Genomic DNA, 24,774 nt, shown 5'->3' on the forward strand with positions numbered 1-24,774 from the left:
CCGATGGGGGAAGCATCGAGAGCTATGTTCGACAGCTCCCGGTACGAGGTCCGACAGAAGGTCTCTATCAGCACGAAGTACGTCGTCTACGAGGACGGCACGCCTATCCTCTCCGCGAAGAAAAAGAAGTTCAAACTCAAAGAGGACTTCCGCCTGAAAGACTACGACAGCGGCGACGAACGCTTCCGGGTGAAAGCTGACAGCGTGCTCGACGTGTCCGCGGCCTACGACATCGTTGACAGTCAAACGGGCGAGCGCGTCGGTGCGGTCAAACGCGGCGCGTTCTCGTTCGCAAAACACACCTACCAACTGCTCGGCCCGGACGGGTCGGTCGTCGGCAGAATCGTCGAAGACAACGTGCCGATGGCTATTGCCCGACGCGTCCTCTCGACGCTCATCCCCTTTTCGTACCGCATCGAAAACGCGGCCGGCGAGCCAGTCGGCTCTATCGGCGAGCAGTTCTCGTTCCGGGACAAGTACACCATCGACATCGACACAGAACAGATGGACCCGCGACTCCTCGTCGTCGGTGCCGTCGTTATCGACGCCATCGAAGAGAACTAATCGAAAGGCGCGACATTTCGCGGACGGCGAGGCTAAAATCAAAATAGTAATCCGACAACTATTTTGTCGGTTAGAATATGATTTTATTTGATATGTTTGAGCGAGTCAGAGACGCAGTTCGCCTGCTGTTCGTCGCTACTGTGCTCATCGGTGCAGTGGTCGGCGGCACTGGAGTTGCTACTGCAGAGAGTTCGAATTCGTCGGTGTCGTTTGTAACCGAAGACGGAAAGGTGACGGTGCAACCAGCAGAGAATCAGACGATTCGCGCGACGAGCGACCTCGAATCGGGAGCCAACGTCAACCTGCGCGTGGAGGCAGCCGGCGACACGGAACCGTTCCTCAGGACGAGAGCGACCACCGTCGGTGAGGACGGAAATTTCTCGGCCACATTCAATTTCTCCGAGGTTCCGGACGGAGGTACGTTCACTATTACTGCCGAGATTTATACGGGACCGAACGGAGACGAGTTCGACGTTGAAAGCAAGGGTGTCGTCGTTGGAAATACTGAGAACATGACCACCGAAACCGCGACGGCAACCGAGACAACAGCGGATGAGACGACTGCAACCGAATCCGACGCCTCGACGAACGAGACGGCCGCCGGGACTGAGACGGCCCAGCAGGGTGAAAGCGGAATTATGGCACCCGGATTCGGCATCGGAACCGCTGTGTTTGCATTCACCGCAGTCGGTGCAGTTGCGTTCCTCGCTGGACGACGAGCGTAGTCCGAAGGCCGAGAGAATCGAACGACCGAGCGTCGGTATCTGAGACCGGTCTCAGCGTCCCGACGTGTGCGGTCTTCAGTCTTCGCGTCGCAGTCGCTTGACGACGAAGTCCTGTTCTAATTCGCCGAGGAACTCGCCGAGACGCGGCCCCTGGGTGTCGTCGAAAAAGAGGCGATACCCGGCGGCGAAGAAGTCGCCCATCTCGATATCGTGTTCGCGGGCGGTCTCGTAAATTTCGCCTTGAATCTCCTCGCCGTCGTGGCCTTCGGCGACGAAGTCGGCGAGGTCGTCGAGTGCCGACTCGACCGCAGGCTCGAAGTCGAAGTCGGGGAGTTCGACCTGCAGACGGTAGTTGTACTGGTTGTCCATCTTCTCGGCCCAGCGGCGGGCGCGTTCGACCCGACCGAGCGCCTCTTGGATGACCGCTTCCGGCGTGTCGTCGTCGAAAAAGCCCTCGTTGCGCGCCATCTTGATGCGGAGGTCCTCGTCGTCGGTCATACCGAGGACGGCCGCGAAGGTGTAGGGAAGTCGGATGCGGTCTTCCCGAACGTCGTCAACGACGAAGGGGTACGCGCGCTTGGCAAAGCGGGTGAGGCTGTCGTCGTCCACCTCGCCGAAGTAAGCGCGCTCGAATCGGTCGAAGTCATCGACCAGTTGGTCGAGACGAGTCAAATCGAGGTCGCGGGCCTTCCGCGGGTTGAGCGCGAAGAAGTACCGAAGCACCTCGGGTTCGAGTAGTTCGAGCATCTCCGGGACGGTGACGATGTTTCCGGCCGACGACGAGAGCGCCTTGCCGTTGAGTGTGAACCACTCGTAGACCATCGGCACCGGCGGTTCGATTTCGAGGACGTTCTCGGCGATGTCCTTGCCGGAGGGCCACGAGCCTTCGGCGTGGTCCTTGCCGAACGGTTCGTGATCGACGCCGAGGACCTGCCACTGGCCGGGCCACTCGAAGCGCCACGGAAGCTTGCCGTCGCGGAACGTCGCGGTGCCCTCGTGTCCACAGCCGTCGATGGTGTTGTCGCCGACGGTCATGTCAGTACAGGTGTATTCGACGGTTCCGGTGTCGAGGTCGATATCCGTGACCGTCTCCGTAATCTTCCCGCACGCTTCGCAGACGGGATTGAACGGAACGTAGTCGGCATCGACTTTCGATTGGTACTCGCTGAGGACCTCGCGGGCGGTGTCGATGTGTTCGAGGACGTGTTCGACGACGGGGTCGAAATCGCCGTTTTCGTACAGTTCGGTGTTCGAAATCATCTCCACCGGCACGCCGAGACGGTCGGCGTCGGCCTTCAGCAGGGCCGCGAAGTGTGCCGCGTAAGATTCGGTTTCGCCGAACGGGTCCGGAATCGACGTGTACGGCTTGCCGAGGTTGCGGCCGAGTGCGCCGGCATCGACTTCGCCGAGTCCGACGATGTTGCCGTCGGCGTCAGCAAGCTTTCGCGGCAGTTTTCGGAGCGGGTCCTTGTCGTCGCTCGTGAAGACCTGCCGGACTTCGTGGCCGCGCTCGCGGAGTACTTCGGCGACGAAGTAACCGCGCATGATTTCGTTGAAGTTTCCGAGGTGGGCGACACCAGACGGAGAGACGCCGCCTTTGATGACGACGGGTTCGTCCGGGTCGCGGCTCTCGATTTCGTCTGCAACGTCGTCGGCCCAGAAATCGTGGTGGTCGTCGCCAGATTCGGGCACACCGTCGGAATCGACGGGGGAGGCTTCGTCTGTCGTCATCTCACTGTGCCCAGTAGGTCGGTTCGTCGCCGCCCTCGGGGATGATGTCGGTACCCGTGTGTTCGCCGCGGAGGACGGCGGGTTCGATTCGGTCGGGGTTCGTGCCGTCGAGGACGATAGTGCGCATTTTCGCGCGCTCGATGAGTTTCGCGGCGAGCAAATCAACCGGTGCCGACGACCCGGCGTTCATCTCGATGTCACCGATAACGTCCACGAGTTCGCCCGCGGTCATCTCCTCGAATTTCGTCGCGTCGGGGTCGGTGTTCGGGTCGGCGCTAAAGACGCCGTCAACGCTGGTCGCGTAGATGAGCAGGTCGGCATCGACGTACTCTGCGAGTGCGGCCGCGACGGCGTCCGTCGTCTGGCCGGGCATGACGCCGCCCATCACGGAGATATCACCGCGTCGGATGGCGTCTCCCGCTTCCTCGTAGTCGTGGGCGACCTTCGGGTCAACCTGCGCGCCGAGTGCCGCGATGAGCAAGCGCGCGTTGATTCGAGTCACGTCGATACCGAACTGGTCAAGTTGTACTTCGTTCGCGCCGAGGTCACGGGCCGCACTGATGTAATCGCGGGCGACACCGCCGCCGCCGACGACTGCACCGATTTCACACCCGTTTCTGGCGAGGGTCTCGACGACGGCCGCGTGTTCTTCTACGCGACGAGCGTCGAGGTCCGGCGCGAGCACACTTCCGCCGATGGAGATGACGACTCTCATTGCACACGGGTATCCGTGAGCGCATCTTAAGGGTTATCAAGTGCGAGACACCCGTGTCGAGGAGTTTAAACCACGTTCGCGGCGAGTATTGGTATGCGACTCGTCACCGTGGAAACGGTTACGCTCCTCGTCGTCGGTTGGATGCTCGCTCTCGGCGCGATTTTCATCCGCCACCGACGCGGCGAGTTCGACCGACGGACTGGACTCAACTGGGTGTTGGTGGCGTGTTTCTCGGTTGGCTGGGCGCTGTGGCAGTACGACACGCTACCGGCGACTGCGGACACGACACTCGGGGCGGTGGCACCGTGGGTTGCGACCCTACTGGGCTTCGTCGGTGTCGCGGTCGCGCTCTACCTCTATCGGACGCGTCCGCGGGCCACCGACGACACCTCGTCTTCTCCTTCGGAGCAGTCTTAAACCGGCAGAGACCGTCACTTCGGCTATGCAGGTATTCGGCATCGTCGGTGCGGGAGCGACGACGCTTTGTGAGCGACTCGCCTCGGAACTCGACGGCCGCGTCGCCACTGTCGAATCGCTTCCGGACGGTGCAACCGAACGGGAGGCGACCGGAGTCGGCTCCGAAACAAAAGCGGTTGCCGCGGCCTACGGGCTCGGTGCAGACGGAAACTGGGTCGGGACCGGCGACAGCCGCAACTTCGACGACCTCCTCGATAGTCTCGCATCTCGATACGACTACGCGCTTCTCGCCGGATTCGCCGACGCGAACGTTCCCACGCTCGCTCTTGGCGGGGCCGGCGCCACGACCGTCGTGATGGAAGCGGAAGCCGCGAGCGCGGTCGATATCGGTGGCCTCGCGGCCGAAGTTGAGTCGGTGGAACCACACGTGACTCTCGAATCGTTGGTCGAGCAGGTCAAAGACGACCCGCTCGCAGACTACGCCGGGGCGATTGCCACGTTCACCGGCCGCGTCCGCGCGAAGGAAAACGAGAGCGACGACCGAACGGTCAGCCTCGAATTCGAGAAGTACGATGGGGTGGCAGAGCGCAAGATGAGAGCGATCACCGACGAACTCGAAGCGCGTGACGGCGTCCAGCGCGTTCTCATGCACCATCGAGTCGGCGTTATCGAAGGCGGCGCAGACATCGTGTTCGTCGTCGTCCTCGCCGGACACCGAAAAGAAGCGTTCAGAACGGTCGAAGACGGCATCAACCGGCTGAAATCAGCGGTGCCGATATTCAAGAAAGAGACGACCACCGAAGAGGAGTTTTGGGTGCACGACCGCTGAGTCGTCCGAAGACGAGTCAGTACCGGAGACACTCTGATAAACCAGAAAACCCGCTTATTTTTAGGAAATTTTTGCTGGTGAGTAGGGTCAAAAACGACGTTTTCAGGCGTATTACCCCGCATATATTCGACATCTGATTTTGAGAATAAATCAAGCAAATTCGTTTTTAAAATGTCTAGCGCTCTCAAAAACATTCGTAAAATGTATCGTTTGTGTCGATTCAAGCTGAAAGCGGCCGAACTAATTCCAACGGTCCTTCCTTTATAACAGGTATTGGTGTCATAGGGTGAAGTGAGGTGTACCAGATGAGCGCAACAGCAACCCCCTCCACCGACGCCAGCTCCAAGGAAGACCGCCTCCAGCAGTACTTGCTCGACCGTGCGAAAGACGGCGAGATGTACTTTAAGAGCAAATTCATCGCCGACGATGTCGGCCTGTCTCCCAAGGAGATTGGTGCCCTGATGGTCAAGCTTCGTGACTCCGCGACCGAACTGACCATCGAGAAGTGGTCGTACACGAGTGCGACGACGTGGCGCGTCGAAACCGCGTAAGTAGAAGACTCTCCGACCGTATGCCGCCGCACGGCGCACCACCCACACGGTCCCCGTAGAGCCACTCACGAAAACGCCCCCTGACAGTCCCCTCTGACACGGCTTCGTTCAGCTCGCCGAGTGCGAACTGAATCACCCCTCCGAACGCTACTCCCTATAGTCCCCCTGTATGGCCCTTCAGTACAGCCATTTACAGCCCTTCAAAGCCCTCATATCTCGGGGAGCGAACCACCGGACACGTACTGAACGGCTACTCTCCCGCGTAACGGCGTGGTCACGGAATTCGACGCTCAGATTCGTCACGGGATTTATGCACGTGCCATACTTACCACGAGTCAATGGAACAGTCCGAATCGGCGGGCGGCCCGCCGGTTGAGGCACTTCGTGCAGTCTTCGACGTACACGAGGTACGCTCAAACGGTGAGCAACGCGTCTACTACGGGAAATCGCTGGTCCCCGAGCAGATGCTCGTTCGGGAGATCTGGCCGACGTTTCGGGAAGCCGGCTACGACGTGCAAGCACAGGTCTCCAGGGTCGGCCAGACAGACGTCGTCGTCGCCGAACCGGTTTCGATCGGCATCGACGGGGTGCCGTGGAAGAATCTCGCACTCTTCTGTTTGACCGTTCTCTCGACGCTCCTCGTCGGCGCGAGAAGTTGGTACTACATCCCCTTCGAAGATATCGCGGCGAATCCGCTCTTGATTCTACAGGCGTGGCCGTTTACCGCCGCCATCTTGGGCGTGCTCTCGGTTCACGAACTTGGCCACTACGTCATGGGACGGTATCACGGAGTCAACGTCTCGCTCCCGTATCTGATTCCCTTTATCTTCCCGTTCGGGACACTAGGGGCGATTATTCGAATGCGCGGGCAGATGCCCGACCGAAAGACGCTGTTCGATATCGGCGTCGCCGGGCCGCTGGCGGGACTCGCGGCGACAATCGTCGTCACGGCTGTCGGTCTCTCGCTCGACCCGATGACCGTTCCGGCGTGGGCGCTCAACGGGTCGGGCGACGTCATTATGTTCAATAACCCGCCGCTGTTGGACGCGATTGCCGCCGTGCTCGGTCAACCGACAGAATATCCCGACCCGCAGACGACCGTCCATCCCGTCGTCATCGGCGGGTGGGTCGGCATGTTCTTTACCGTCCTGAATCTGCTTCCCGTCGGTCAACTCGACGGTGGGCACATGGTTCGGGCGATGCTCGGAGAGCGACAGGAGTCACTGGCCGCGGTCGTCCCGTTCGGTCTCTTCGGTCTCTCCGGCTACCTTCACTACGTCCGCGGTCTCGGAATCAACCAGTCGGTCGGTCTCTGGTTCTTCTGGGGACTGCTCGCAACGTTTATCGCCTACAACGGACCCGCGAATCCCGTCGATGAGACGCCGCTCGGACGGGGCCGAATGGCCGTCGGGGTGTTCACGTTCGCGCTCGGAGCGGCGTGTTTCCTCCTCGTCCCGATTCAAGTAATCCCGGCGTGAGTGAGATGCAGACAGTGTCGCGGGAAGATACAGAGTCACAGTCCGAGCGCGGACGCAGATTCAGTCGTCGCCGTGGGTGTAGCCGCGGTCCGGAAGCGGGTCGCCATCGGCGAGGATATCCGTCGTTTCGGTGGCGCGCCCGACAGCCGTGAGGGGAACGCCAAGCGCGTCACGGGCGGCGTCGAAGTCGGCTTCCGGAACGGTACACACGAGTTCGAAGTCCTCTCCGAAGTAGGTCGAAAGAGAACGTGCCTCCGCGTCGTCGTCCGCGACGTCCGAAACCGCTTCGTGGACGGGGAGCGCGTCCCAGTCGAGTTCGAACCCGCAGTCGCTCGCCTCCGCGAGTTGGTGAACAGAGCGGGCGAGTCCGTCGCTGGAATCCATCATCGCCGTCGCAACGCCGCGGAGCGAAATCCCGGCTTCGACCCGCGGCGTGAACCGAAAGAGTCGGTTCGCGCGCTCCGTCTCGCCGCTCTCGAAGAGGAGGACCGCGGCTGCGGACCGACCTAATTCACCGGTGACACACAGCAGGTCGTCCGGTTTCGCACCCGAGCGGAAAACCGGGTCGTCGGTGCGGCCGATGGCCGTACTCGCCGTCGTGAACTCGCTATGTGTGTCGAGGTCGCCGCCGACGTACTCCGCCGAAACCGTTTCGCAGACGTCACGAGCGCCCTGCACGAAATCGCCGAGTTCCGAGGCATCGAGTTCAGTTGCGGCGTACGCGGCGACAGCGCAGGTTGCGGTTGCACCCATCGCGGCCACGTCGGACAGCGAGGCTCCGACGGCACGCCACCCGGCGGTGTATCGGGTCGTTCCGGCGGGAAAATCCGTTGCCTCGTGAAGCATGTCGGTCGTGACGACGAGACCGTCAACGACGGCGGCGTCGTCACCGGCACCCGGAAGGTCCGCGGCGAGCAATCGGAGGGCGGCGCGCTCGTCCATATCTCGGACGTGTCGGGCGGAGCGGAAATGTCCATCTATCCGAGTCGAACCCGGTGCTTCCGGGTGACAAAGGTCCGTATCGGCCTCGGCGTCCCACGGTTGCGAGCCGTCGTGCCGGCCGCCAAATCCGGTGACTTAATGCTCGTCGTGGATACATTCACAGCAAATGGCCCGCGAGAATATTCGTGCGACAATCCTCGGGTTCGCCGCGGCCATCGTCGTCTTCGCCGTTCTGTTCTACTTCGCGGGCGTGGACGAACTCATCGACCGAGTGACGATGGCCGACCCGATGTATCTGGTGGTCATCTTCGGCATCACGCTCCTTTGGCTTCTCTCGTGGGGAACCTCACTGAAGACGGTGCTCGGCGTGCTCGGCGTCCGAATCTCCGTCACACGGGCGTTTCTGGTGTTCACCGGAGCGATGTTCTCGAACAACATCACACCGTTCGGACAGGCTGGCGGCGAACCCGTGACTGCGCTTCTCATCTCGCGGAGCACCAACACCGAGTACGAGACGGGACTGGCGGCTATCGCCAGCGTGGATACGCTGAACTTCGTCCCCTCGATCACGATTGCGCTCATCGGCGCGGGTTACTACGCGACCGAGGTAACGCTCGGAAGGAATCTCGAAATCGCGCTGGTCGCCGTCGTCGGTCTCGCCATCGGCGTCCCCGCGACGGTGTACGTCGCGTGGCAACGGCGGTACGACCTTGAACGACGGATTATCCGAGCGTTGACGCCGGTCATCCGCACCATCGCCCGCTACGTTCCGCGAGTGCCCGTCCCCTCTGCCGACGGCATCAAGCGACGAATAAACGGGTTCTTCCGTTCTATCGAACGCGTTGGTCGAAATCCCCGAGGACTGGTCGTCGCACTCTTGTTGTCTGGCTTCGGCTGGTTCTGCCAGATGGTCGCACTCTGGCTCGCGTTTCACGCCATTGGCGTCCCAATCGCGTTCTCGATTGCGCTGTTCGTCGTTCCTATCGGTGCGATTGCGGGCGTGACGCCGCTTCCGGGTGGGGCTGGCGGTATCGAGTGGGCGCTTGCGATTCTCGTCGCCGCCGCGAGTTCGGCCGTCTCGTTCGAAGCGGCGACCGCGGGCGTCGTCGTCTTCCGCGGGTTCATCTACTGGGTGCCGACGCTCCTCGGTGGCCTCGTGATGGGAGTCGAGAGCGCTCAGGGAAGACGCGCGTGAAACGAGGTCTCGAACGCGCACGTTCCCGGCACACGCCGGGCGGGGCAGAGGAGCCTCCAATCGCCCGTATCGGGTGAATACGATGCCTTTAAACGCCGCGATTATGAACCAATAGCCATGGTAACCATCTATGACGTCCCGGCGGACGCCCTCATCGAGGAGGTCGCCGGACGACTCGAAGACCGTATCGAGCAACCCGACTGGATGGCCTTCGCAAAGAGCGGCCAGACCCGCGAACTGCCGCCTCAGCAGGACAACTTCTGGTTCATCCGCGGCGCAAGCCTGCTCCGCAAGGTCGCAATGAACGGTCCCGTCGGTGTTGACCGGCTCTCCACCGAATACGGCGGCCTCAAGCGCGGTAGCAACCGATACAGTGTCTCCGGCGCACACAACGACACCGGAAGCAAGAAGATCATCCGCAAGCTCCTCCAGCAACTCGAAGAAGAAGGCTTCGTCGAGACTGCGAAGGGCGAAGGTCGCCGCATCACGGCCGACGGTACAAGCTTCCTCGACAACGCCGCGTCCGACGTGCTCTCCGACCTCGACCGCCCGGAACTCGAACGCTACGCGTAACACCGCCGACACATACTGAGAGTTCTTCTTCGACCGAGAATCCCGTAGCGAGCCGTCCGTACACGGGTCCGTAATGGTTTTCAGACATCGGACCGTGCGCTAGCATATGAGTGGCAGTCCAGACGACGAGCGACTGGAGGAGCTTCGCCGAAAGAAGATGCAGAAACTCCAAGAACAGCAGTCGGGACAACAGGGGTCTGCCGAACAACAGCAGGCCGAAGAGGCGGCCCAACAACGCGCCGAACAGCAGAAACAGGCGGTTCTCAAGCAGTATCTAACCGACGAGGCCCGCCAGCGACTCAACGCGGTCCAGATGTCGAAGCCGGACTTCGCAGAGAAAGTAGAGCGCCAAATCGTGGCGCTCGCACAGAGCGGTCGGATTCAGGGCCGCATCGACGACGACAAAATGAAGGCGCTCCTCAAGGAGCTACAGCCCGAATCGAAGAGCTTCAACATCCGACGCCGGTAAACACGTGGAACTCGCGCTTCTCTACAGTGGCGGGAAAGACTCTTCGCTCGCCGCTTTGCTTCTCGATACGTTCTACGACGTAACGCTCGTGACGGCGCATTTCGGCGTCACCGACGATTGGGCGCACGCCAAAGACGCCGCAGGCGAACTCGGCTACGCGTTCGAAACGCTGGAACTCGACCGCGACATCGCCGAGAAAGCGACGGCCCGCATGGTCGAAGACGGCTACCCTCGCGGCGGTATCCAACAGGTCCACGAACACGCGCTCGAAGCCGTCTGCGGGCTCGATTTCGACGCGATTGCCGACGGCACCCGGCGCGACGACCGCGTGCCGTCCATCTCGCGGGCGCAAGCGCAGAGTCTCGAAGACCGCCACGGTGTCGATTACCTCTCGCCGCTTTCCGGGTTCGGCCGCGGCGCGGTTGACCGCCTCGTCGAGACGCACCTCGACGTCGAGACAGGTCCCTCCGAGGAGATACCGAAAGCCGACTACGAGGGCGAACTCAGAGCACTCATCGCGGCGGAGCACGGCCGGGAGGCGGTTGATGAGGTGTTCCCCGACCACGTCCAAAGTTACGTCCACGGTCGGCGGTAGGTGTGGGGAGACTAACATCCAGTCGCCCCGCCGTTCGTCAGTACCGCGCCGTTTTTGACCGCGCCACTCGCCGACTCAAACATGGACCCGGGTATCTTCTATTCCGTGCTTGCCGCGTTCGTCTGGGGCGTCTACATCTTCGTGTTGAAGCGCTACTTTCCGGGCTACCCCGGCGCGGTTCTCACCGTCGTCGTGAACGCGTTCGCCGTCGCGTGGTATCTGCCCGTCTCAGTCGTGACGTTCGAGCCGTCGGCGGTGCCGTCGCCTGCGGAAATCGGCGCTGACGGGACCGTTATCGTCGCCGGGACGGCGGTCCTCGTCGGCGTCGCCTTCATTCTGTTCGTGGACGCGCTCGACGCGGGTGATGTCTCCTACGTCGCGCCGATCAACAAACTGGTCCCGGTGTTCGTGTTGCCAATCGAGATTCTCTTCTTGGACCAGTTTCTCACGGGACTCCAGGTAGCCGGCGTCGCCGTCGCAACCGTCGCGGTCTACGTGGCGAACTACGAGGGCGGCGCACTGCTCGACCCGCTTCGCAGGGCAGTTCGCTCCCGTCCGGCGCAACTCGCGTTGGCGAGTGCGGCCTGTTACGCCGCCAGCGACGTTGGAAAGCGCGTCGCCTTACAGGAACTTTCCATTCCGACGAGCGTGTTCGTCCCGATTCTGTTCGCCGGCGCGGGCATCGCGGTTCTCCCGGTCGCACTCCGGAAGTGGACGAGTGTCCGGGGGGATTTGCCGAAGTTCGCCGCCGCAGGTGCGCTCGTCGCGCTCGGTGAGCACATCACCTCGACGGCGTTCGGCCTGGTTCCCGCGAGCATCGCCTCCCCAATCGTCAACACGCAGGCGGTCATCGCCGTGGTTCTCGGCGGGGTCGTCCTCCGCGAAGCGCAGTTCGGAACGCGCCTCGTCGCCGCTCTGCTCGCCGTCACCGGCGTCTCGCTTATCGCCATCGGCGACGTGGACGTCATCCTCGCGGCCGTCCGATAGCGTCGCGGGAACTTGCTCGGAACAACAGGTTTCAAGCGCCGCCTTCGCCAACCACTGTCCATGTACGACCGACTCAAGGGATTTCGTGACTTCTATCCCGAAGAGATGTCGGCCCGGCGCGAGGTAATCGACACCGTCGAAACCGCCGCCGCCCGGTACGGCTTCCGCGAAATCGGGACGCCGTACCTCGAACGGACACAGATGTACGTCGATAAGTCCGGCGAGGAAATCGTCGATGAACTGTACGCTTTCGAGGACAAAGGCGGCCGCGAAATCGCTCTCACGCCCGAACTGACGCCGACCGTCGCCCGGATGGTCGTCGCCAAACAGCAGGCGCTCTCGAAACCTATCAAGTGGGTCTCGACGCGCCCCTTCTGGCGCTACGAGCAGGTCCAACAGGGTCGATTCCGCGAATTCTACCAGACCAACGCCGACATCTTCGGCTCTTCGGAACCCGAGGCGGACGCCGAAATTCTGGCGTTCGCGGCCGACGCGCTCACCGACCTCGGTCTCACGGCCGACGACTTCGAGTTCCGCGTCTCGCACCGCGACATCCTCGGCGGTCTCCTCCGGTCGTTCGACGCCGACGTACACGTCGCGGACGCGATTCGCGCCGTCGATAAGTCCGAGAAAGTCGAACGCGAGGAGTACCTCGGCCTGCTCTCCGACGCCGGTCTCTCCTACGCCCAGGCGGACGAGTTCGCCGACCTCATCGAGCGCGGCGACCTCGACGAAATCGCCGACTTCGGCGGCGAGAGCGTCGCATCGGCGGTCAAAAACCTCAGAAGCGTCCTCGCGGCGGCCGACGACTTCGGGGCGGGCGACTACTGCGAAATCTCGCTCACGACCGCCCGCGGGCTTGATTACTACACTGGCGTCGTCTTCGAATGTTTCGACTCCACGGGCGACGTGTCCCGCGCGACCTTCGGCGGCGGCCGCTACGACGACCTCATCGAATCGTTCGGCGGCCAACCGACCCCTGCGGTCGGCGTCGGCATCGGCAACGCGACGCTCCAACTGCTCTGTCAGCGCGCCGGCGTCTGGCCCGACGAGGAACTGACGACCGACTACTACGTCCTCACCGTCGGCGACACCCGCGATGTCGCCTCCCGTATCGCTCGGGACCTCCGCGCGGCGGGCAATATCGTCGAAGCCGACGTCTCCGACCGGAGTTTCGGCGCACAGATGTCGTATGCCGACTCGGTGAACGCGAGCACCGTCGTCATCGTCGGCGAGCGCGACCTCGAAAACGGCGAAGTGACCATCAAAGACATGGAAACCGGCGACCAGACGACCGCCGCCGTCGATGAGTTCCCCGGCGACCGCGGCGAACCGACGTACGAGGACTTCGAATAGACCGACTGTCGGGGGGTTGCGGCCGCCGCATCCTCGTTTCCGCTCTGTCGCACCGTTTTCGCACCGGGAACGCCGGGCGGCCTTTTGTCGCGTCCCGACCTACGACGAGGTATGTACGAGACCATCCTCGTTCCGCTCGACGGAAGCGCACCGAGTGACGCGGCGTTCGACCGCGCGCTCGACCTCGCGGTGAGCATGGACGCGACGCTACACCTGCTCTACGTCGTTGACGAGCGCATTCTCCACGCGACCCAACTCGATGCCGGCGGTCTCGTACGCGGCTACGAAGAGGAAGGCGACGAAATCGTCACCGCGGCCGCCGACGAAGCCGGCAAAGCGGGTCTCGAAGTCGTGACGGCGGTCGAACACGGCACGCCGCACCGAGAGATTCGCCGGTATATCGAAACGGCCGATATCGACCTCGTGGTCATGGGGACGCACGGCCGACGCGGTCTCGAACGGTACCTCATCGGAAGTGTCACAGAGCGCGTGCTTCGGCTGTCCGATGCGCCGGTGCTTACGATTCGAGCCACGGAGTCTCCTGCGGAAGACGAGACGATAGACGAGACTGGTGGAGAGGAAACCGGAGGAGAAGGGACCAGAAGGGAAGAGACCGGGGAAGAAGAGACCGAGTGAGTCGCACGAAGGGTGATTCGGTTAAGTAGACCCGCAAAAAAGCCAGCGTATGCGCGCGTTCCGCGTCGCCTACGACGGCCGCCCGTTTCACGGATTTCAGCGACAACCCGACGTTCCGACGGTCGAAGACACCATCTTCGACGCCTGCCGCGCCCTCGGCGTCTGCGATTCTGATACCGACCCGACCGCGTACGCCGCCGCTGGACGGACCGACGCCGGCGTCTCCGCGCTCGCACAGACCGTGGCGTTCGAGTGCCCAGACTGGTGTACGCCGCGGGCGTTGAACTCGGAACTCCCGGCGACGGTTCGGGCGTGGGCGTCCGCCGACGTGCCCGACGACTTTCACGCGAGACACCGACCGACCCGCCGCGAGTACGTCTACGACCTGTACGCGCCGACCGACGAGTTCGACGACGACCGGGCCGCCGCCGTGCTCGACGAACTCCGCGGCGAACACGACTTTCACAACCTCACGCCCGACGAACGGGGAACCGTCCGAGCCATCGACGGCGACCTGAAACGTGACGGCGACTTTCTCGTCATTCGGGTCGAAGCCGGTGGGTTCGCCCGCGAACTCGTCCGCCGACTCGTGTCGCTGATTCGCGCCGTCGCGTCGGGCGCGGCACCGACATCGAAGGTCGATGACGTACTCGGCCCGGAACACCTCGGCGGACCCGACGGCGTCCCGGCCGCTCCGCCGACACCGCTTCTCCTCACCGCCGTCGAGTATCCGACCGTCGAGTTCGAGGTTGATTCCATGGCGGCAGAAAGCACCGTCACGGCGTTCGACGAGCGGGCGCTCGCGGACCGAATCGGGTGGCGCGTCGGGTCGCGCATCCGCGACGGCGTCGGTCGTTTGTAGCACACACAGACGTCAATAGCACTCCGGAGCGGTGGGGGTGGCTCATAGCAAGGCTATCGACCCCCGGGGACGAATCGTACGCACATGTGCTACGACGCTGTCATCTTTGACAACGACGGCGTGCTGACGGAACCGACACTCCTCGAAGTGGAGCGCGAGGCGGTCCGCCGAGCGTTCGCCGAGTTCGGCGTGGACCCGACGACGGAGGCTATCGACGGCGTGATTCACGGTGGGCTTACGAATCTGCGTCGAATCTGCGGCATACACGACGTGCCTGTCGATGAGTTCTGGTCGCGTCACGAGGCGCACGCGGCCACCACACAGTTGGAATGTCTCGAAAACGGGATGAAGCCGCTGTACGACGACGTGCACGCGCTCGACGATATCGAACATCCGCTCGCTGTCGTGAGCAACAACCAGCACGCGACCATCGAACACATCCTCGACGTGTTCGACATCGGCGACCGCTTCGAGGTCGCCTACGGCCGCGACCCGACGGTCGAGGGTGTTCGCGTCAAAAAGCCGAATCCACACTACATCGAGCGGGCGATGGACCGCCTCGGTGTCGAAAGCGCGCTCTACGTGGGTGACAGCAACGTTGACGTGGTCGCCGCCAACCGCGCCGGTATCGACTCCGCGTTCGTCCGCCGCCCGCACCGCGAGGGGTACCAACTCGCCGCCGACCCGACGTACGAACTCGATTCGTTATCCGAACTGCCCGCAGTCTGTTGACTCGATACGGGGACAGTCGCGCGGGCGGTGACTGGCCTCATGCGGAGTACAACCGGGTGGCGACATAACGCTGACTTCCTGACTATCTCGGTATCGACGTATTCAACGGGGCTTCGTCCGTCTGCTGACACATGGAACGCTCTGCCGCGTGGGATGCAACCCTCCGCATCGTCTTCGGCCTGCTCGTCATCGGCATCGGGAACACCATCGGCGCGTTCGTCGCCAGCGCGGTGGGTATCGCCAGTCTGGCGCTCTATCTCCTCGTCGCGGTTCCGACGTTCGTCTACGGGATGTTCTACGTCGTCATCGGGGCGGGCATGGTCGTCGAAGCGGGGACGAAAAGCGCCATCGAAGAGCTGGGGCTCTCCGACGAGAAGGCTGTGAACGGAGACGACGCCGACGACTGACGACAGGAACGTTACTCCCAGCCGTCGGGCCAGATACCCGCCGCTTTCATCCCGGTCGCAAAGTCCGCCCGCCGGAAAGCCCCGGCAAGTTCGTCGGCATCGAGGCGGGAGAGTTCGTCGGCGGCGGCGGCCGACGCGAGTTCTCGGACGAGAAGCGCCGCCAGCATCGCGTGTTCACGGATATTCCTCACGTCTACTTTGTCTCGCGTGTCCGCGTGAGTGTGGCCCCACCCCCGGCCGCGTTCGCCGCTGTCGCTGTGGAGTTGGAGCGCCGGAACGCCGGCGCGGACGAACGGCCACTGGTCGCTGAACGGGTGTGGCGTCTCCTCGACGCGAATCGGATGTCGCGTCTCGTCCGCGACGCGGGTTGCGACGTCGGCCGTCGCCTCCGAGGTGTGGGACATCGCAACGAGGTCACGGAATCTCCCCGCGCCATCGACGTTGACGACGGCGGCCACGCGGTCGAGGTCGAGACGCCGGACGAGGTGTTCCGCGCCGGTGAGACCGAGTTCCTCGGCACCGACGCCGACCACACGGACGCCGAGGTCGAGGTCCATCGCCGCGAGAAGTCGGGCCGCGGTGACGACGGTTGCGATGCCGCATCCGTTGTCGAGCGCGCCCTCGGCGATGTCGTGGGCGTCGAAATGCGCACAGAAGACGAGTTCGCGCTCGGTGTCGGGTCCGAGGTGCCCCTCGACGTTCCGACTCTCACCAGGGGTCGTCGCGGCGGAAACCGAGAGTCGAGCGGTTCCGTTTCGCTCCGCGTAGTCGGTCAACCACGCGCCGGTCTCTTTGCTCACGCCGACCCCGGGAGCGACAGCCACCTCGTCGTATCGGAGCGCGCCGGTCGGCGGGAGTTGTCCGGGGACGTGGTTGACGAAGACGAACCCGAGCGCGCCCGAGTCGATAGCGTAGTTGAACTTCTCCATCCTGTGGACGAAGCGACCGTCTCCGGGCGTCGTCGTGCTAGCGACGGCGATACCGCCGTCTACGTCGCAGTCGTCGATTTCGGACGGCGTGCCGTAGCCGACATCAACGAGCGGGCCGGAAACGTCCACCGCAGGGGCGTACGGAAGCGCAACCGCGTCGAACGACCGCTCGTCGGGCGCGGTGAGTTCGAGCGTCGTTTCGCCGCGCGTCCAGCGGGCCATCTCGAACGGGTCGAACTCGACGGCTTCGACGCCCGCATCGGCAAACGCGTTGGCGACGAGCGAACTGGCCCGACTGTCGCCCTCGCCGCCGGCCATCCGGTCGCCAATCGAAGTGAGGGCCGTCAGGAACTCCCACGGGCGGTCGTCGGTCCACGTGCGGGCGAACGCTCCGCGGGCGTCGGCTGACAAGTCGTCCATGTCCCACCCACTCGCCGTCGGCCAAAGTCGTTTGTGCCAGTCGCGCTCGGAGCGCGGATAAAAACGTTGCCCACAACATCTAACTAATTTGACGTGGTACGAACGAGCACCATGCCAACATGTCAGAACTGCAGTTCTTTCGTCACAGAAGGCTACGTCAAGGTGTTCGCACCCGAGGGCATGGAGGACCCACGGGTCTGTCCACACTGCGAGGATTTGGTCCGTGACGGCGCCCAAGTTCGGCAGGCGAGAGCGACTCGACACTAACCCCGGCTCACGACCGCCCTGCAACCCTCCATTTCTCCCCGCCGGCAGTTGATTGACAAGGCTTACCATCCGCGGGTGCAACTGCCGAGATATGAGTTCGGTTCCCGAGCGAAGCGACATCGACGAGAAGTACAAGTGGGACCTCGACAGCATCTACGCCGACGACGAGGAGTGGGAAGCGGCCTACGAGGACGTTGCCGAGCGCATCCCCGAACTCGAAGCCTACGAGGGGCGCGTCACCGAAGACCCGGAGACGCTTCTCGAACTCCTCGAAACGATGGAGTCGGTGCTCCGCGAGGTTTCGATGGTCGCCTCGTATGCGAACCTCCGGAGTAGCGAGGACACGCGAAATCAGGAGTATCAGGCCCAAGCCAGCCGTTCGGAGGCACTGGCGTCGAAAGCGCGGAGCGCAGTCAGCTATCTCGACCCCGAACTGCAGGCACTCGACCGCGACGAGATACAGGCGTTCATAGACGAAGAGCCGGCGCTCGAAGCCTACGAGCACTACTTCGACGACGTACTTCGGACGAAAGAACACACCCGCTCGGCCGAAGTCGAGGAAGTGTTGGCGGACCTCTCCGACGTGACCGGCGCGTCGAGCGATATCTACTCCATGCTCGCAAACGCCGACATGGAGTTCCCGACGGTCCAAAAGCCCGACGGGTCCACAGTCGAGATTACGCAGGGTAACTTCACGAAACTCCAGAAGCACCCCGACCGCGAGTTCCGCCGAACGGTCCACGAGGAGTTCTACGACCGCTGGGCCGACGTGCGAAACGCGGTCGGCACCTCGCTGAAAAACAGCGTCAAAAAGGACGTCAAGACCGCCCGTATCCGAAACTACGAGACCGCCCGTGAAGCCGCGCTCGACGGTCCCAACGTCCCGGTCGAGGTGTACGACAACCTGCTCGAAACCGTCCGCGACAACCTCAACCACCTCCACCGCCACGCCGAGTTGAAGCGGAAAGCCATCGGTGCTGACACGCTCCAGATGTGGGACCTCTACGTGTCTCTCACCGGTGACCACGGTCCCGAGATTCCGTACGAACAGGCGAAAGAGTACATCATCGAGGCCGTCGAACCGCTCGGCGAAGCTTACCAAGAGCGCATGGCCGCCGGACTCGAAGACCGCTGGGTTGACGTGTACGAAAACCGCGGCAAGCGCGCCGGGGCGTACTCCGCCGGCACGTACGACACCCAGCCGTTCATCATGATGAACTATCAGGACGACGCGGCCTCGATGTTCACCCTCGCACACGAACTGGGCCACTCGATGCACTCCGAACTCGCCAACGACGCCCAACCGTGGCACGACGCGAGTTACGACATCTTCACCGCCGAGGTCGCCTCGACGGTCAACGAGACGCTTCTCACCGAGTATCTCCTCGAAAACGTCGATGACGACGAACTCCGGATGCACGTCCTCGACGAGTATCTCGAACGGTTCCGCTCGACGCTCTTCCGGCAGACGATGTTCGCCGACTTCGAACTCCAGATTCACGACATCGTCGAAGACGACGGCGCGCTCACCCCGGACCGCTTCGACCAGCTCTACGGCGACCTGAAATCGACGTACTACGAACCCGCCGAGACGGACGACTCGATTGCCCGCGAGTGGATGCGGATTCCGCACTTCTACTACAACTACTACGTCTACCAGTACGCGACCGGCATCTCGGCCGCCGCGGCCATCGTCGAACGCATCCGCGAAGAAGGCGAAGACGCCGCCGTAGACTACCGCGAAGCGCTCTCGCTCGGCGGAAGTGAGTACCCAATCGACGTGTTGCAGACGGCCGGCGTAGACATGACCGACCCCGAACCCATCGAGGACGCGATGTCCGTCTACAGCGAGTTCCTCGACGAAGCCGCGGCGCTTCTCGACCTCGAATAGCGAACACGCAGGACAAAGACCGAAAACACGGCGTGGAAACTTTTTGACGTCCGAAGATGCGGCGGGCATGGACGGGCATGAACAATTGTGAGACGACGCATCTCACGAGTATGTCTCCCGTCGCAGAATCCTCGACCGGCGGGTTCGCGGTAGCTTCCGTGAATCCACAGCCACGCAGTATCGAGCACTACCGCTCAGAGTGTAAAAACGGGCTGGGAGGGACTTGAACCCCCGACCGTCTGGTTAAAAGCCAGACGCTCTGCCTAACTGAGCTACCAGCCCTCGATTTCTCTTTAAATGGGGATACTGATAAGCGTTTATTTTCGCTCCCCCGATTGCTTTGTACCCCGTTGCCGTCTACCAATGTATGGACTTGCGAGACTTCGTTGATACCTTCTTACGATTCGAGAGTGTCGGCGGTGCAGAAGCGCCGGCACAGCAATGGGTCAAAAACCGCCTGCACGACCTCGGATTCGAGACGTACGAGTGGACCGCGGACCCAACGCGCCTCGCAGAGCATCCATCGTTTCCAGACGACTCCGCCGATATCGACACCGTAGACCGCCCGAGCGTCGCCGGTGTGTTCGAGTTCGGCGACCCCGATGCCGGGCCGACGCTCGTCCTCAACGGACACGTCGATGTCGTCCCTGCCGACGCGGAACTGTGGTCTTACGACCCGTTTTTACCCCGCTGGAGCGACGGCGACGAAACCGTAAGCGCCCGCGGCGCGGCCGACATGAAAGCCGGTCTCTCGGCCTGCGTGTTCGCCGCGCTCGGTCTCCGGGATGCGGTCGAAGCCGGGGCTACCGAACTCGACGGCCGAATCGTCGTCGAGAGCGTCGTCGGTGAAGAAGAAGGCGGAATCGGTGCGGCGGCCGCCGCGCTCGACAACCCGTATCCGTTCGAGCGCGATGCCGCAGTCGTCGCCGAGCCGACGCAACTCAAGCCGGTCGTCGCCACTGAAGGCTCGGTGATGAAGCGACTCCGCCTGACCGGGCGGACCGCTCACGCGGCCTCGCGGTGGCGCGGCGTCGATGTTCTCCCGAAGTTCGAGGCGATCCGTCAAGCGTTTTTCGAGCTCGAAGCAGAGCGCGCCGAACGCGTGTCACATCCACTGTACGACCACCCGATTCCGTGGCCGATTTGCGTCGGCCGCGTCGAAGCCGGGACGTGGGCGTCGAGCGTCGCCGGAACACTCACCGCCGAGTGGCGACTGGGAGTCGCGCCGGGTGAGACCGTCTCAGCGGTCGAGCGGACGTTCGAAGACAGACTGGCCGCCGTCGTCGCCGACGACGAATGGCTCGCAGAACACCCGCCCACGTTCGAGCGATTTTCCGTCCAGTTCGAACCCGCAGAAATCGACGCCGACGAACCCGTCGTCGCGGCGCTTCAGGCGGCGCTCCGCGAAGCGAATCTGGACGACGACCCGACGGGAGCGACCTACGGCGCGGACTCGCGGCACTACGTCGAGGCGGGGATTCCGACGGTGCTCTTCGGGCCGGGGGACATCGAACAGGCGCACTTCCCCGACGAGACTATCGAGTGGAACGATGTCGAAGTCGCCCGCGACGTACTGCAGGAGACGGCGCGTCGATTCCTTCAGTCGGAATAAGCGTCGAGCGCGTCGGCGACAACGGTTCCCGGGTCCGTGTCCTCCAGCGAAGCACGTCGCCGGAGTTCGAGATACACGTCGGGCGGAAGCGACACGTCAAGAGTTCCGATATCGACTCCGTGGTCGGTGAGGGTCGTGATGACGGGCGTTCCGTCGTTGACTTGGCTTGCGAGGCGGCGCACTTCTCGGACGGTCAAGCCGGCGTCGAGCGTCGCCCACGCGAGGTGAAGCCGGGCGTCACCGGAGACGCGTGCGATGTGTTTCGCGGCGGTCGGTGCAATCTGTCCGCGGGCGACGTGTCGCCGAACCGACTGCGGCAGGTCGTGTACGCGGGCCCACTTGCGGATGAAAGAGACCGAAACGTCGCCGCCGGCTCGTTCTGCGGCGCGTTTGTACGACCCGACACCGCGGACGAGGGCGGCGCAGGCGGCGGCTCCGCGGAGCATGAACACGTGGTCGTCGTCGCCAGCGGTCGATTCGGAAAACGAGCGGACCGTCCGGGCGGCTTCGGCGACGCTCTCGGGGTCGTTTGGGTCGAACCCGACCGCCTCGTGGGCGCGGTCACCCGTGACCGCGGGGTCCCCACGGACGACAGGCTGGCCGACCGGTTCTCGCCGGTCGGCGGGCACCTGACCGGTGCGTCGGCGTTCGTCGTTCGTCATCTACGAGTCGGTTACGCGCTCGCGGATAAAAACGTCCCCCTGAGTGGCGAGATTCGCGCGCGAGCGGGGTTCGTTCGGGTCACTCCTCGCGGGACTCCGAGAGGTGCGACCAGATTTCGGCGCATCCGGCACCGTCTTCGAGGTCCTTGAGGTGGGCCGTCGCGTCCGAGTCTTCGGTCTCTGCGGGGGCGTGGGTGGATGCGTCGGCGTCCGATTCCAACTCGTCGGGGTCGAGTTCTGCCTCGCTCGTCATGTTTCGTCCTCCGTTGGCCAGTCGAACAGTTCGGGGGCGACGTCGGCGGAGGCGTGTTGTCTGACGGCGGTTCGGTGGTCACTCATCACCCTGCCATACCGAGGGAACTGTCATAAGCGAATCCGCACCTGTAATGTGTACCCCCACTCCCGGGTACCGGAAGCGGTTGCCACTACCTCAGACGGTCGAAAACGGGCGAAACCACCCGACTGCGACGGCCTCAGGCCCCGAGTCGCTGTCGTGTCCCACCCGCGGGAATTGCGGCCGTCGTCTCACATACGTACACGGGGCACCGACGAAGAGACATGAGCGTCTCTCTTCGCGTCCTCGACGACGGGGCGTGGGTCTCCGTGAACGACGCCCGAGAAGTGAGCGTAAGCGAACTCTGGCGACTCGACGCGCCCGCATTCTGTGGCTGTGACCTCCCGGATTTCGTCGTCGAAAACGTCCTCTCGGTCGGGGCAGACGGACGAACCGTCTCGGCGAAAGTGTACGGCCAATGTATCGCCTGCGGCGAGACCGGCACCCCCGGTTGGGTCCCGGTCGGCCGCCTCTCGGACGGCGAATTCACCGATATCGCCCGCGAGCGTGTCGTCCTCCCGGTCCGAAATGATAGCTGAATAACATAGGCAATACTGTCCCCTTTTCGGTAGCACCGGGAAGGGTTGACGGTACGCTCGGGGCCTTACGTAGGGAAATACATGGGTGTTCGTACGAATGCCCACGGACGTCGAACGCTGGAAATCAGAGGTCTACGGAAACGAGATACGAGAGCATCTGTTCCGTTTCGCCGAGGAGGGTTGGGACGCGATTCCCGACGACGAACGAGACGCGTGGTTCGAGCGCTTCAAATGGTGGGGATTGTACCACCAGCGAAACGGCCAAGAGTCGTACTTCATGTTGCGTATCGGGACGCCGAACGGCCGTCTCGAACCCGAACAACTCCGTGTCGTCGGCGAAGTCGCAAAGGAGTACGCGACCGGCCCGGGAACGAACCCGATTTTCGGCGACGCCTACGCCGACTTCACCACCAGACAATCCATCCAACTCCACTGGATAAAGCTCGAAGACGTTCCGGACCTCTTCGAAACGCTCGAAGCTAACGGACTCTCCGCACAGCAGGCCTGTGGCGACTCGTGGCGCAACATCGTCGGCAACCCGATGGCCGGCGACGACGCGGCCGAAATCATCGACGCGTGGCCGGTCATCAAGGAACTCAACGAGACGTTCAAGGGCAACGACGACCACTCGAACCTCCCGCGCAAGTGGAAGGTGTCCGTGGCCGGGTCGGCCGACGGCTCCGGGCAAGGAGACATCAACGACCTTGCGCTCGAACCTGCCTACAAAGAGATCGATGGCGAGCGCACGGTGGGGTTCAACGTCCGCGTCGGCGGCGGGCTTGCCCGCAACGAAGAGCGGTTCGCCCGCGATATCGACGTGTGGGTCGCTCCCGAGGACACCGCCGCCGTCGCCGGGGGCCTTTCGGCACTTTTCCGTGACTACGGCGACCGTGAGAACCGCTACAACGCCCGCATCAAGTTCCTCGTTGACGAGTGGGGACCGGAGAAAATCCGGGAGACACTCCAATCGGAGTACGTCGATTTCGAACTGGAGACGGCAGGCGAGGACGTGCGCGACCAGTACACCTACAACGCCGGCGGTGACGGCCGCAACGACCTCCTCGGCGTCCACAAGCAGAAGGATGGCAAGAACTTCGTCGGCTTGAACGTCCTCGTGGGCCGGATGGGCGCGGATGACGTTATCGAACTCGCCGACCTCGCCGAGACGTACGGCTCCGGCGCGGCCCGCCTGACGCAACGGCAGAACGTCATCATCCCCGACATACCGGACGAGAAACTGGACGACTTCCTCGCGGAAGACCTGCTCGAACACTACTCGCCCGACCCGTCGCCGTTCATGCGCGGCTCTGTCGCCTGTACGGGCACCGAGTTCTGTTCGCTCTCCATCGTCGAGACGAAGAACCGACAGGTCCGCTTCGCTCGCTGGCTGAAAGAGAACGTCGAACTACCGTCCGGCGTCGATGCGTTCCACATCCACCTCTCGGGTTGTACGGCCTCCTGCGCCCAGCCGCAGATTGCAGACGTGAGCCTCCGCGGGATGAAGACCCGTAAAAACGGAGACCCGGTCGAAGCACTCGACATTGGTCTCGGCGGCGGTCTCGGCGAGGAACCGCAGTTCGCCCGCTGGGTAACCCAGCGCGTTCCCGTAGACGAGGTACCCGGCGCAATCAAGAACCTGCTCGCCAACTTCGACGACCAGAGCGACGAGGGCGAGACGTTCCGCGAGTTCGTCCAGCGGCACGACGACGACGAACTGGCCGAACTGGTAGAACCCGAAGAGACCAGCTACGAGGACCCGATGATGCACAACACGAAGCGCACGTGGTACCCCTACGCCGAAGAGGACAGCCTCGACGCCGGTCCTGCACCGACTCGCGCCGACGGCACTCCAATCACGAGCGGCGACTGAGATGGACCGTATCCTGAAGGTCAACGCGTACACGACGCTGGACCTCGTTGATGCGACGGCGACGGGCCACGACTTCGAGGACACGGCGTTCGCGGTGCTCAACGCGACGTCGCCGCGAAAGAATCCCGACGAAATCACGCTCGAACTGGAACTCGACGGGACGCAACTGGAGTCGCTTCCTCCGCACGCGACCACGGTGACGCTCTCACCCGAGGAGGCCCGGAGTCTCGCCGCCGACCTCGAAAAACACGCCGACCGCGTCGAAGCCGCACGAGGCGACTAACCGCAGTTCCGAGACGTGCCGAGCGCCGAGAGAGACGACACGCAACGTGGCTGTCGAGTGCGTTCAACACCGTCGCAGTGCTGTCTACTGCTGTTCCGTCGCAGTGCTGTTCCAATTCCCACCTAGTCGCCACCGACCGGCCCGTCGATAACCCCTGCGCCTCGACAACCAGGCACACAGATAATTGCGCCATATTCGAAACG

28 protein-coding genes and 1 tRNA gene are annotated in these 24,774 nt (G+C 63.1%); 22 read left to right on the forward strand and 7 right to left on the reverse strand.

Annotation, left to right across the window (positions count from 1 at the left end; translation table 11 throughout):
- Positions 1-24 precede the first annotated feature (24 nt).
- Both C440_RS12180 and C440_RS12185 read left to right on the forward strand, forming a co-directional pair.
- Positions 25-564, forward strand: a complete 540-nt coding sequence (locus C440_RS12180; RefSeq protein WP_008320795.1) for an LURP-one-related/scramblase family protein — start codon at positions 25-27, stop codon at positions 562-564.
- 92 nt (positions 565-656) lie between these two features.
- A complete protein-coding gene (locus C440_RS12185) occupies positions 657-1,289 on the forward strand; it encodes a BGTF surface domain-containing protein (RefSeq protein WP_008320796.1) in 633 nt (210 codons plus the stop codon).
- Positions 1,290-1,364: 75 nt separating this feature from the next.
- Here the strand turns inward: C440_RS12185 and lysS are convergent, their stop codons facing one another.
- Positions 1,365-3,020: a lysine--tRNA ligase gene (lysS, locus tag C440_RS12190; protein ID WP_008320797.1), complete on the reverse strand. Its 1,656-nt coding sequence runs from the start codon at positions 3,018-3,020 to the stop codon at positions 1,365-1,367.
- A gap of 1 nt (position 3,021) precedes the next feature.
- A complete protein-coding gene (gene pyrH, locus C440_RS12195) occupies positions 3,022-3,735 on the reverse strand; it encodes a UMP kinase (protein ID WP_008320798.1) in 714 nt (237 codons plus the stop codon).
- A 93-nt stretch (positions 3,736-3,828) separates the two neighbouring features.
- Between pyrH and C440_RS12200 the strand changes: the two genes are divergently transcribed.
- The 4 genes from C440_RS12200 to C440_RS12215 all read left to right on the forward strand — a co-directional run bounded on the left by C440_RS12200 (position 3,829) and on the right by C440_RS12215 (position 7,010).
- Complete coding sequence (locus C440_RS12200; RefSeq protein ID WP_008320799.1) at positions 3,829-4,152, forward strand: hypothetical protein; 324 nt, start codon at positions 3,829-3,831, stop codon at positions 4,150-4,152.
- A 25-nt stretch (positions 4,153-4,177) separates the two neighbouring features.
- Positions 4,178-4,981: a molybdopterin synthase gene (locus C440_RS12205; RefSeq protein ID WP_008320800.1), complete on the forward strand. Its 804-nt coding sequence runs from the start codon at positions 4,178-4,180 to the stop codon at positions 4,979-4,981.
- A 305-nt stretch (positions 4,982-5,286) separates the two neighbouring features.
- Entirely contained in the window at positions 5,287-5,532 is a 246-nt protein-coding gene (locus tag C440_RS12210; RefSeq protein WP_004059283.1) for a DUF7123 family protein, read from the forward strand.
- 338 nt (positions 5,533-5,870) lie between these two features.
- On the forward strand, positions 5,871-7,010 hold the full coding sequence (locus tag C440_RS12215; RefSeq protein WP_008320801.1) for a site-2 protease family protein: 1,140 nt from the start codon (positions 5,871-5,873) through the stop codon (positions 7,008-7,010).
- Positions 7,011-7,070: 60 nt separating this feature from the next.
- Here C440_RS12215 and thiL read toward each other — a convergent pair whose 3' ends face one another.
- Positions 7,071-7,952: a thiamine-phosphate kinase gene (gene thiL, locus C440_RS12220; RefSeq protein WP_008320802.1), complete on the reverse strand. Its 882-nt coding sequence runs from the start codon at positions 7,950-7,952 to the stop codon at positions 7,071-7,073.
- Between the two features lie 166 nt (positions 7,953-8,118).
- On the opposite strand from thiL, the gene C440_RS12225 reads away from it, so the two are divergent.
- The 10 genes from C440_RS12225 (at position 8,119) to C440_RS12270 (ending at position 15,764) form a co-directional block, all read left to right on the forward strand.
- Complete coding sequence (locus tag C440_RS12225) at positions 8,119-9,147, forward strand: lysylphosphatidylglycerol synthase transmembrane domain-containing protein (RefSeq protein WP_008320803.1); 1,029 nt, start codon at positions 8,119-8,121, stop codon at positions 9,145-9,147.
- A gap of 117 nt (positions 9,148-9,264) precedes the next feature.
- Positions 9,265-9,720: a 30S ribosomal protein S19e gene (locus tag C440_RS12230; RefSeq protein WP_008320804.1), complete on the forward strand. Its 456-nt coding sequence runs from the start codon at positions 9,265-9,267 to the stop codon at positions 9,718-9,720.
- A gap of 106 nt (positions 9,721-9,826) precedes the next feature.
- Entirely contained in the window at positions 9,827-10,189 is a 363-nt protein-coding gene (locus tag C440_RS12235) for a DNA-binding protein (RefSeq protein WP_008320805.1), read from the forward strand.
- 4 nt (positions 10,190-10,193) lie between these two features.
- A complete protein-coding gene (locus C440_RS12240) occupies positions 10,194-10,784 on the forward strand; it encodes a DUF7411 family protein (RefSeq protein ID WP_008320806.1) in 591 nt (196 codons plus the stop codon).
- Between the two features lie 81 nt (positions 10,785-10,865).
- Positions 10,866-11,771 carry an EamA family transporter gene (locus C440_RS12245; protein ID WP_008320807.1) on the forward strand — a complete coding sequence of 302 codons (906 nt, stop codon included), beginning with the start codon at positions 10,866-10,868 and terminating at the stop codon, positions 11,769-11,771.
- Positions 11,772-11,831: 60 nt separating this feature from the next.
- Positions 11,832-13,127: a histidine--tRNA ligase gene (hisS, locus tag C440_RS12250; protein WP_008320808.1), complete on the forward strand. Its 1,296-nt coding sequence runs from the start codon at positions 11,832-11,834 to the stop codon at positions 13,125-13,127.
- Positions 13,128-13,238: 111 nt separating this feature from the next.
- The gene (locus tag C440_RS12255; protein ID WP_008320809.1) at positions 13,239-13,763 is read left to right on the forward strand and encodes a universal stress protein; all 525 of its coding nucleotides are present in this window, start codon (positions 13,239-13,241) and stop codon (positions 13,761-13,763) included.
- 49 nt (positions 13,764-13,812) lie between these two features.
- Positions 13,813-14,625, forward strand: coding sequence for a tRNA pseudouridine(38-40) synthase TruA (gene truA / locus C440_RS12260; protein ID WP_008320810.1), 813 nt, complete (start codon positions 13,813-13,815; stop codon positions 14,623-14,625).
- A gap of 84 nt (positions 14,626-14,709) precedes the next feature.
- Positions 14,710-15,357 carry an HAD family hydrolase gene (locus tag C440_RS12265; RefSeq protein ID WP_008320811.1) on the forward strand — a complete coding sequence of 216 codons (648 nt, stop codon included), beginning with the start codon at positions 14,710-14,712 and terminating at the stop codon, positions 15,355-15,357.
- Positions 15,358-15,488: 131 nt separating this feature from the next.
- A complete protein-coding gene (locus C440_RS12270; protein WP_008320812.1) occupies positions 15,489-15,764 on the forward strand; it encodes a hypothetical protein in 276 nt (91 codons plus the stop codon).
- Between the two features lie 11 nt (positions 15,765-15,775).
- On the opposite strand, the gene C440_RS12275 is transcribed toward C440_RS12270, so the two are convergent.
- A complete protein-coding gene (locus C440_RS12275; protein WP_008320813.1) occupies positions 15,776-17,113 on the reverse strand; it encodes a M28 family metallopeptidase in 1,338 nt (445 codons plus the stop codon).
- A 111-nt stretch (positions 17,114-17,224) separates the two neighbouring features.
- Here C440_RS12275 and C440_RS18285 point away from each other — a divergent pair, with 111 nt between their 5' ends.
- Together C440_RS18285 and pepF are read left to right on the forward strand one after the other, a co-directional pair.
- The gene (locus C440_RS18285; RefSeq protein ID WP_425497314.1) at positions 17,225-17,380 is read left to right on the forward strand and encodes a DUF7563 family protein; all 156 of its coding nucleotides are present in this window, start codon (positions 17,225-17,227) and stop codon (positions 17,378-17,380) included.
- Between the two features lie 91 nt (positions 17,381-17,471).
- The gene (gene pepF / locus C440_RS12280; protein ID WP_008320814.1) at positions 17,472-19,271 is read left to right on the forward strand and encodes an oligoendopeptidase F; all 1,800 of its coding nucleotides are present in this window, start codon (positions 17,472-17,474) and stop codon (positions 19,269-19,271) included.
- 208 nt (positions 19,272-19,479) lie between these two features.
- Here the strand turns inward: pepF and C440_RS12285 are convergent.
- Positions 19,480-19,553 (reverse strand) — tRNA-Lys (locus C440_RS12285).
- An 85-nt stretch (positions 19,554-19,638) separates the two neighbouring features.
- On the opposite strand from C440_RS12285, the gene C440_RS12290 reads away from it, so the two are divergent.
- Positions 19,639-20,883 carry a M20/M25/M40 family metallo-hydrolase gene (locus C440_RS12290; protein WP_008320815.1) on the forward strand — a complete coding sequence of 415 codons (1,245 nt, stop codon included), beginning with the start codon at positions 19,639-19,641 and terminating at the stop codon, positions 20,881-20,883.
- Here the strand turns inward: C440_RS12290 and C440_RS12295 are convergent.
- The gene (locus tag C440_RS12295; RefSeq protein WP_008320816.1) at positions 20,871-21,545 is read right to left on the reverse strand and encodes a DUF7119 family protein; all 675 of its coding nucleotides are present in this window, start codon (positions 21,543-21,545) and stop codon (positions 20,871-20,873) included. The genes C440_RS12290 and C440_RS12295 overlap by 13 nt on opposite strands.
- Before the next feature lie 79 nt (positions 21,546-21,624).
- Positions 21,625-21,798 (reverse strand): hypothetical protein, encoded by a 174-nt coding sequence (locus C440_RS17820; RefSeq protein WP_008320817.1) that lies wholly within the window; start codon positions 21,796-21,798, stop codon positions 21,625-21,627.
- Between the two features lie 305 nt (positions 21,799-22,103).
- On the opposite strand from C440_RS17820, the gene C440_RS12300 reads away from it, so the two are divergent.
- The 3 genes from C440_RS12300 to C440_RS12310 all read left to right on the forward strand — a co-directional run bounded on the left by C440_RS12300 (position 22,104) and on the right by C440_RS12310 (position 24,571).
- Positions 22,104-22,418, forward strand: coding sequence for a hypothetical protein (locus tag C440_RS12300; protein ID WP_008320819.1), 315 nt, complete (start codon positions 22,104-22,106; stop codon positions 22,416-22,418).
- A 97-nt stretch (positions 22,419-22,515) separates the two neighbouring features.
- Complete coding sequence (locus C440_RS12305; RefSeq protein WP_008320820.1) at positions 22,516-24,288, forward strand: nitrite/sulfite reductase; 1,773 nt, start codon at positions 22,516-22,518, stop codon at positions 24,286-24,288.
- Position 24,289: 1 nt separating this feature from the next.
- Complete coding sequence (locus C440_RS12310; protein WP_008320821.1) at positions 24,290-24,571, forward strand: DUF6360 family protein; 282 nt, start codon at positions 24,290-24,292, stop codon at positions 24,569-24,571.
- Positions 24,572-24,774 lie beyond the last annotated feature (203 nt).

The sequence above is a fragment of the Haloferax mucosum ATCC BAA-1512 genome (assembly GCF_000337815.1).
Classification (GTDB): Archaea; Halobacteriota; Halobacteria; order Halobacteriales; family Haloferacaceae; genus Haloferax; species Haloferax mucosum.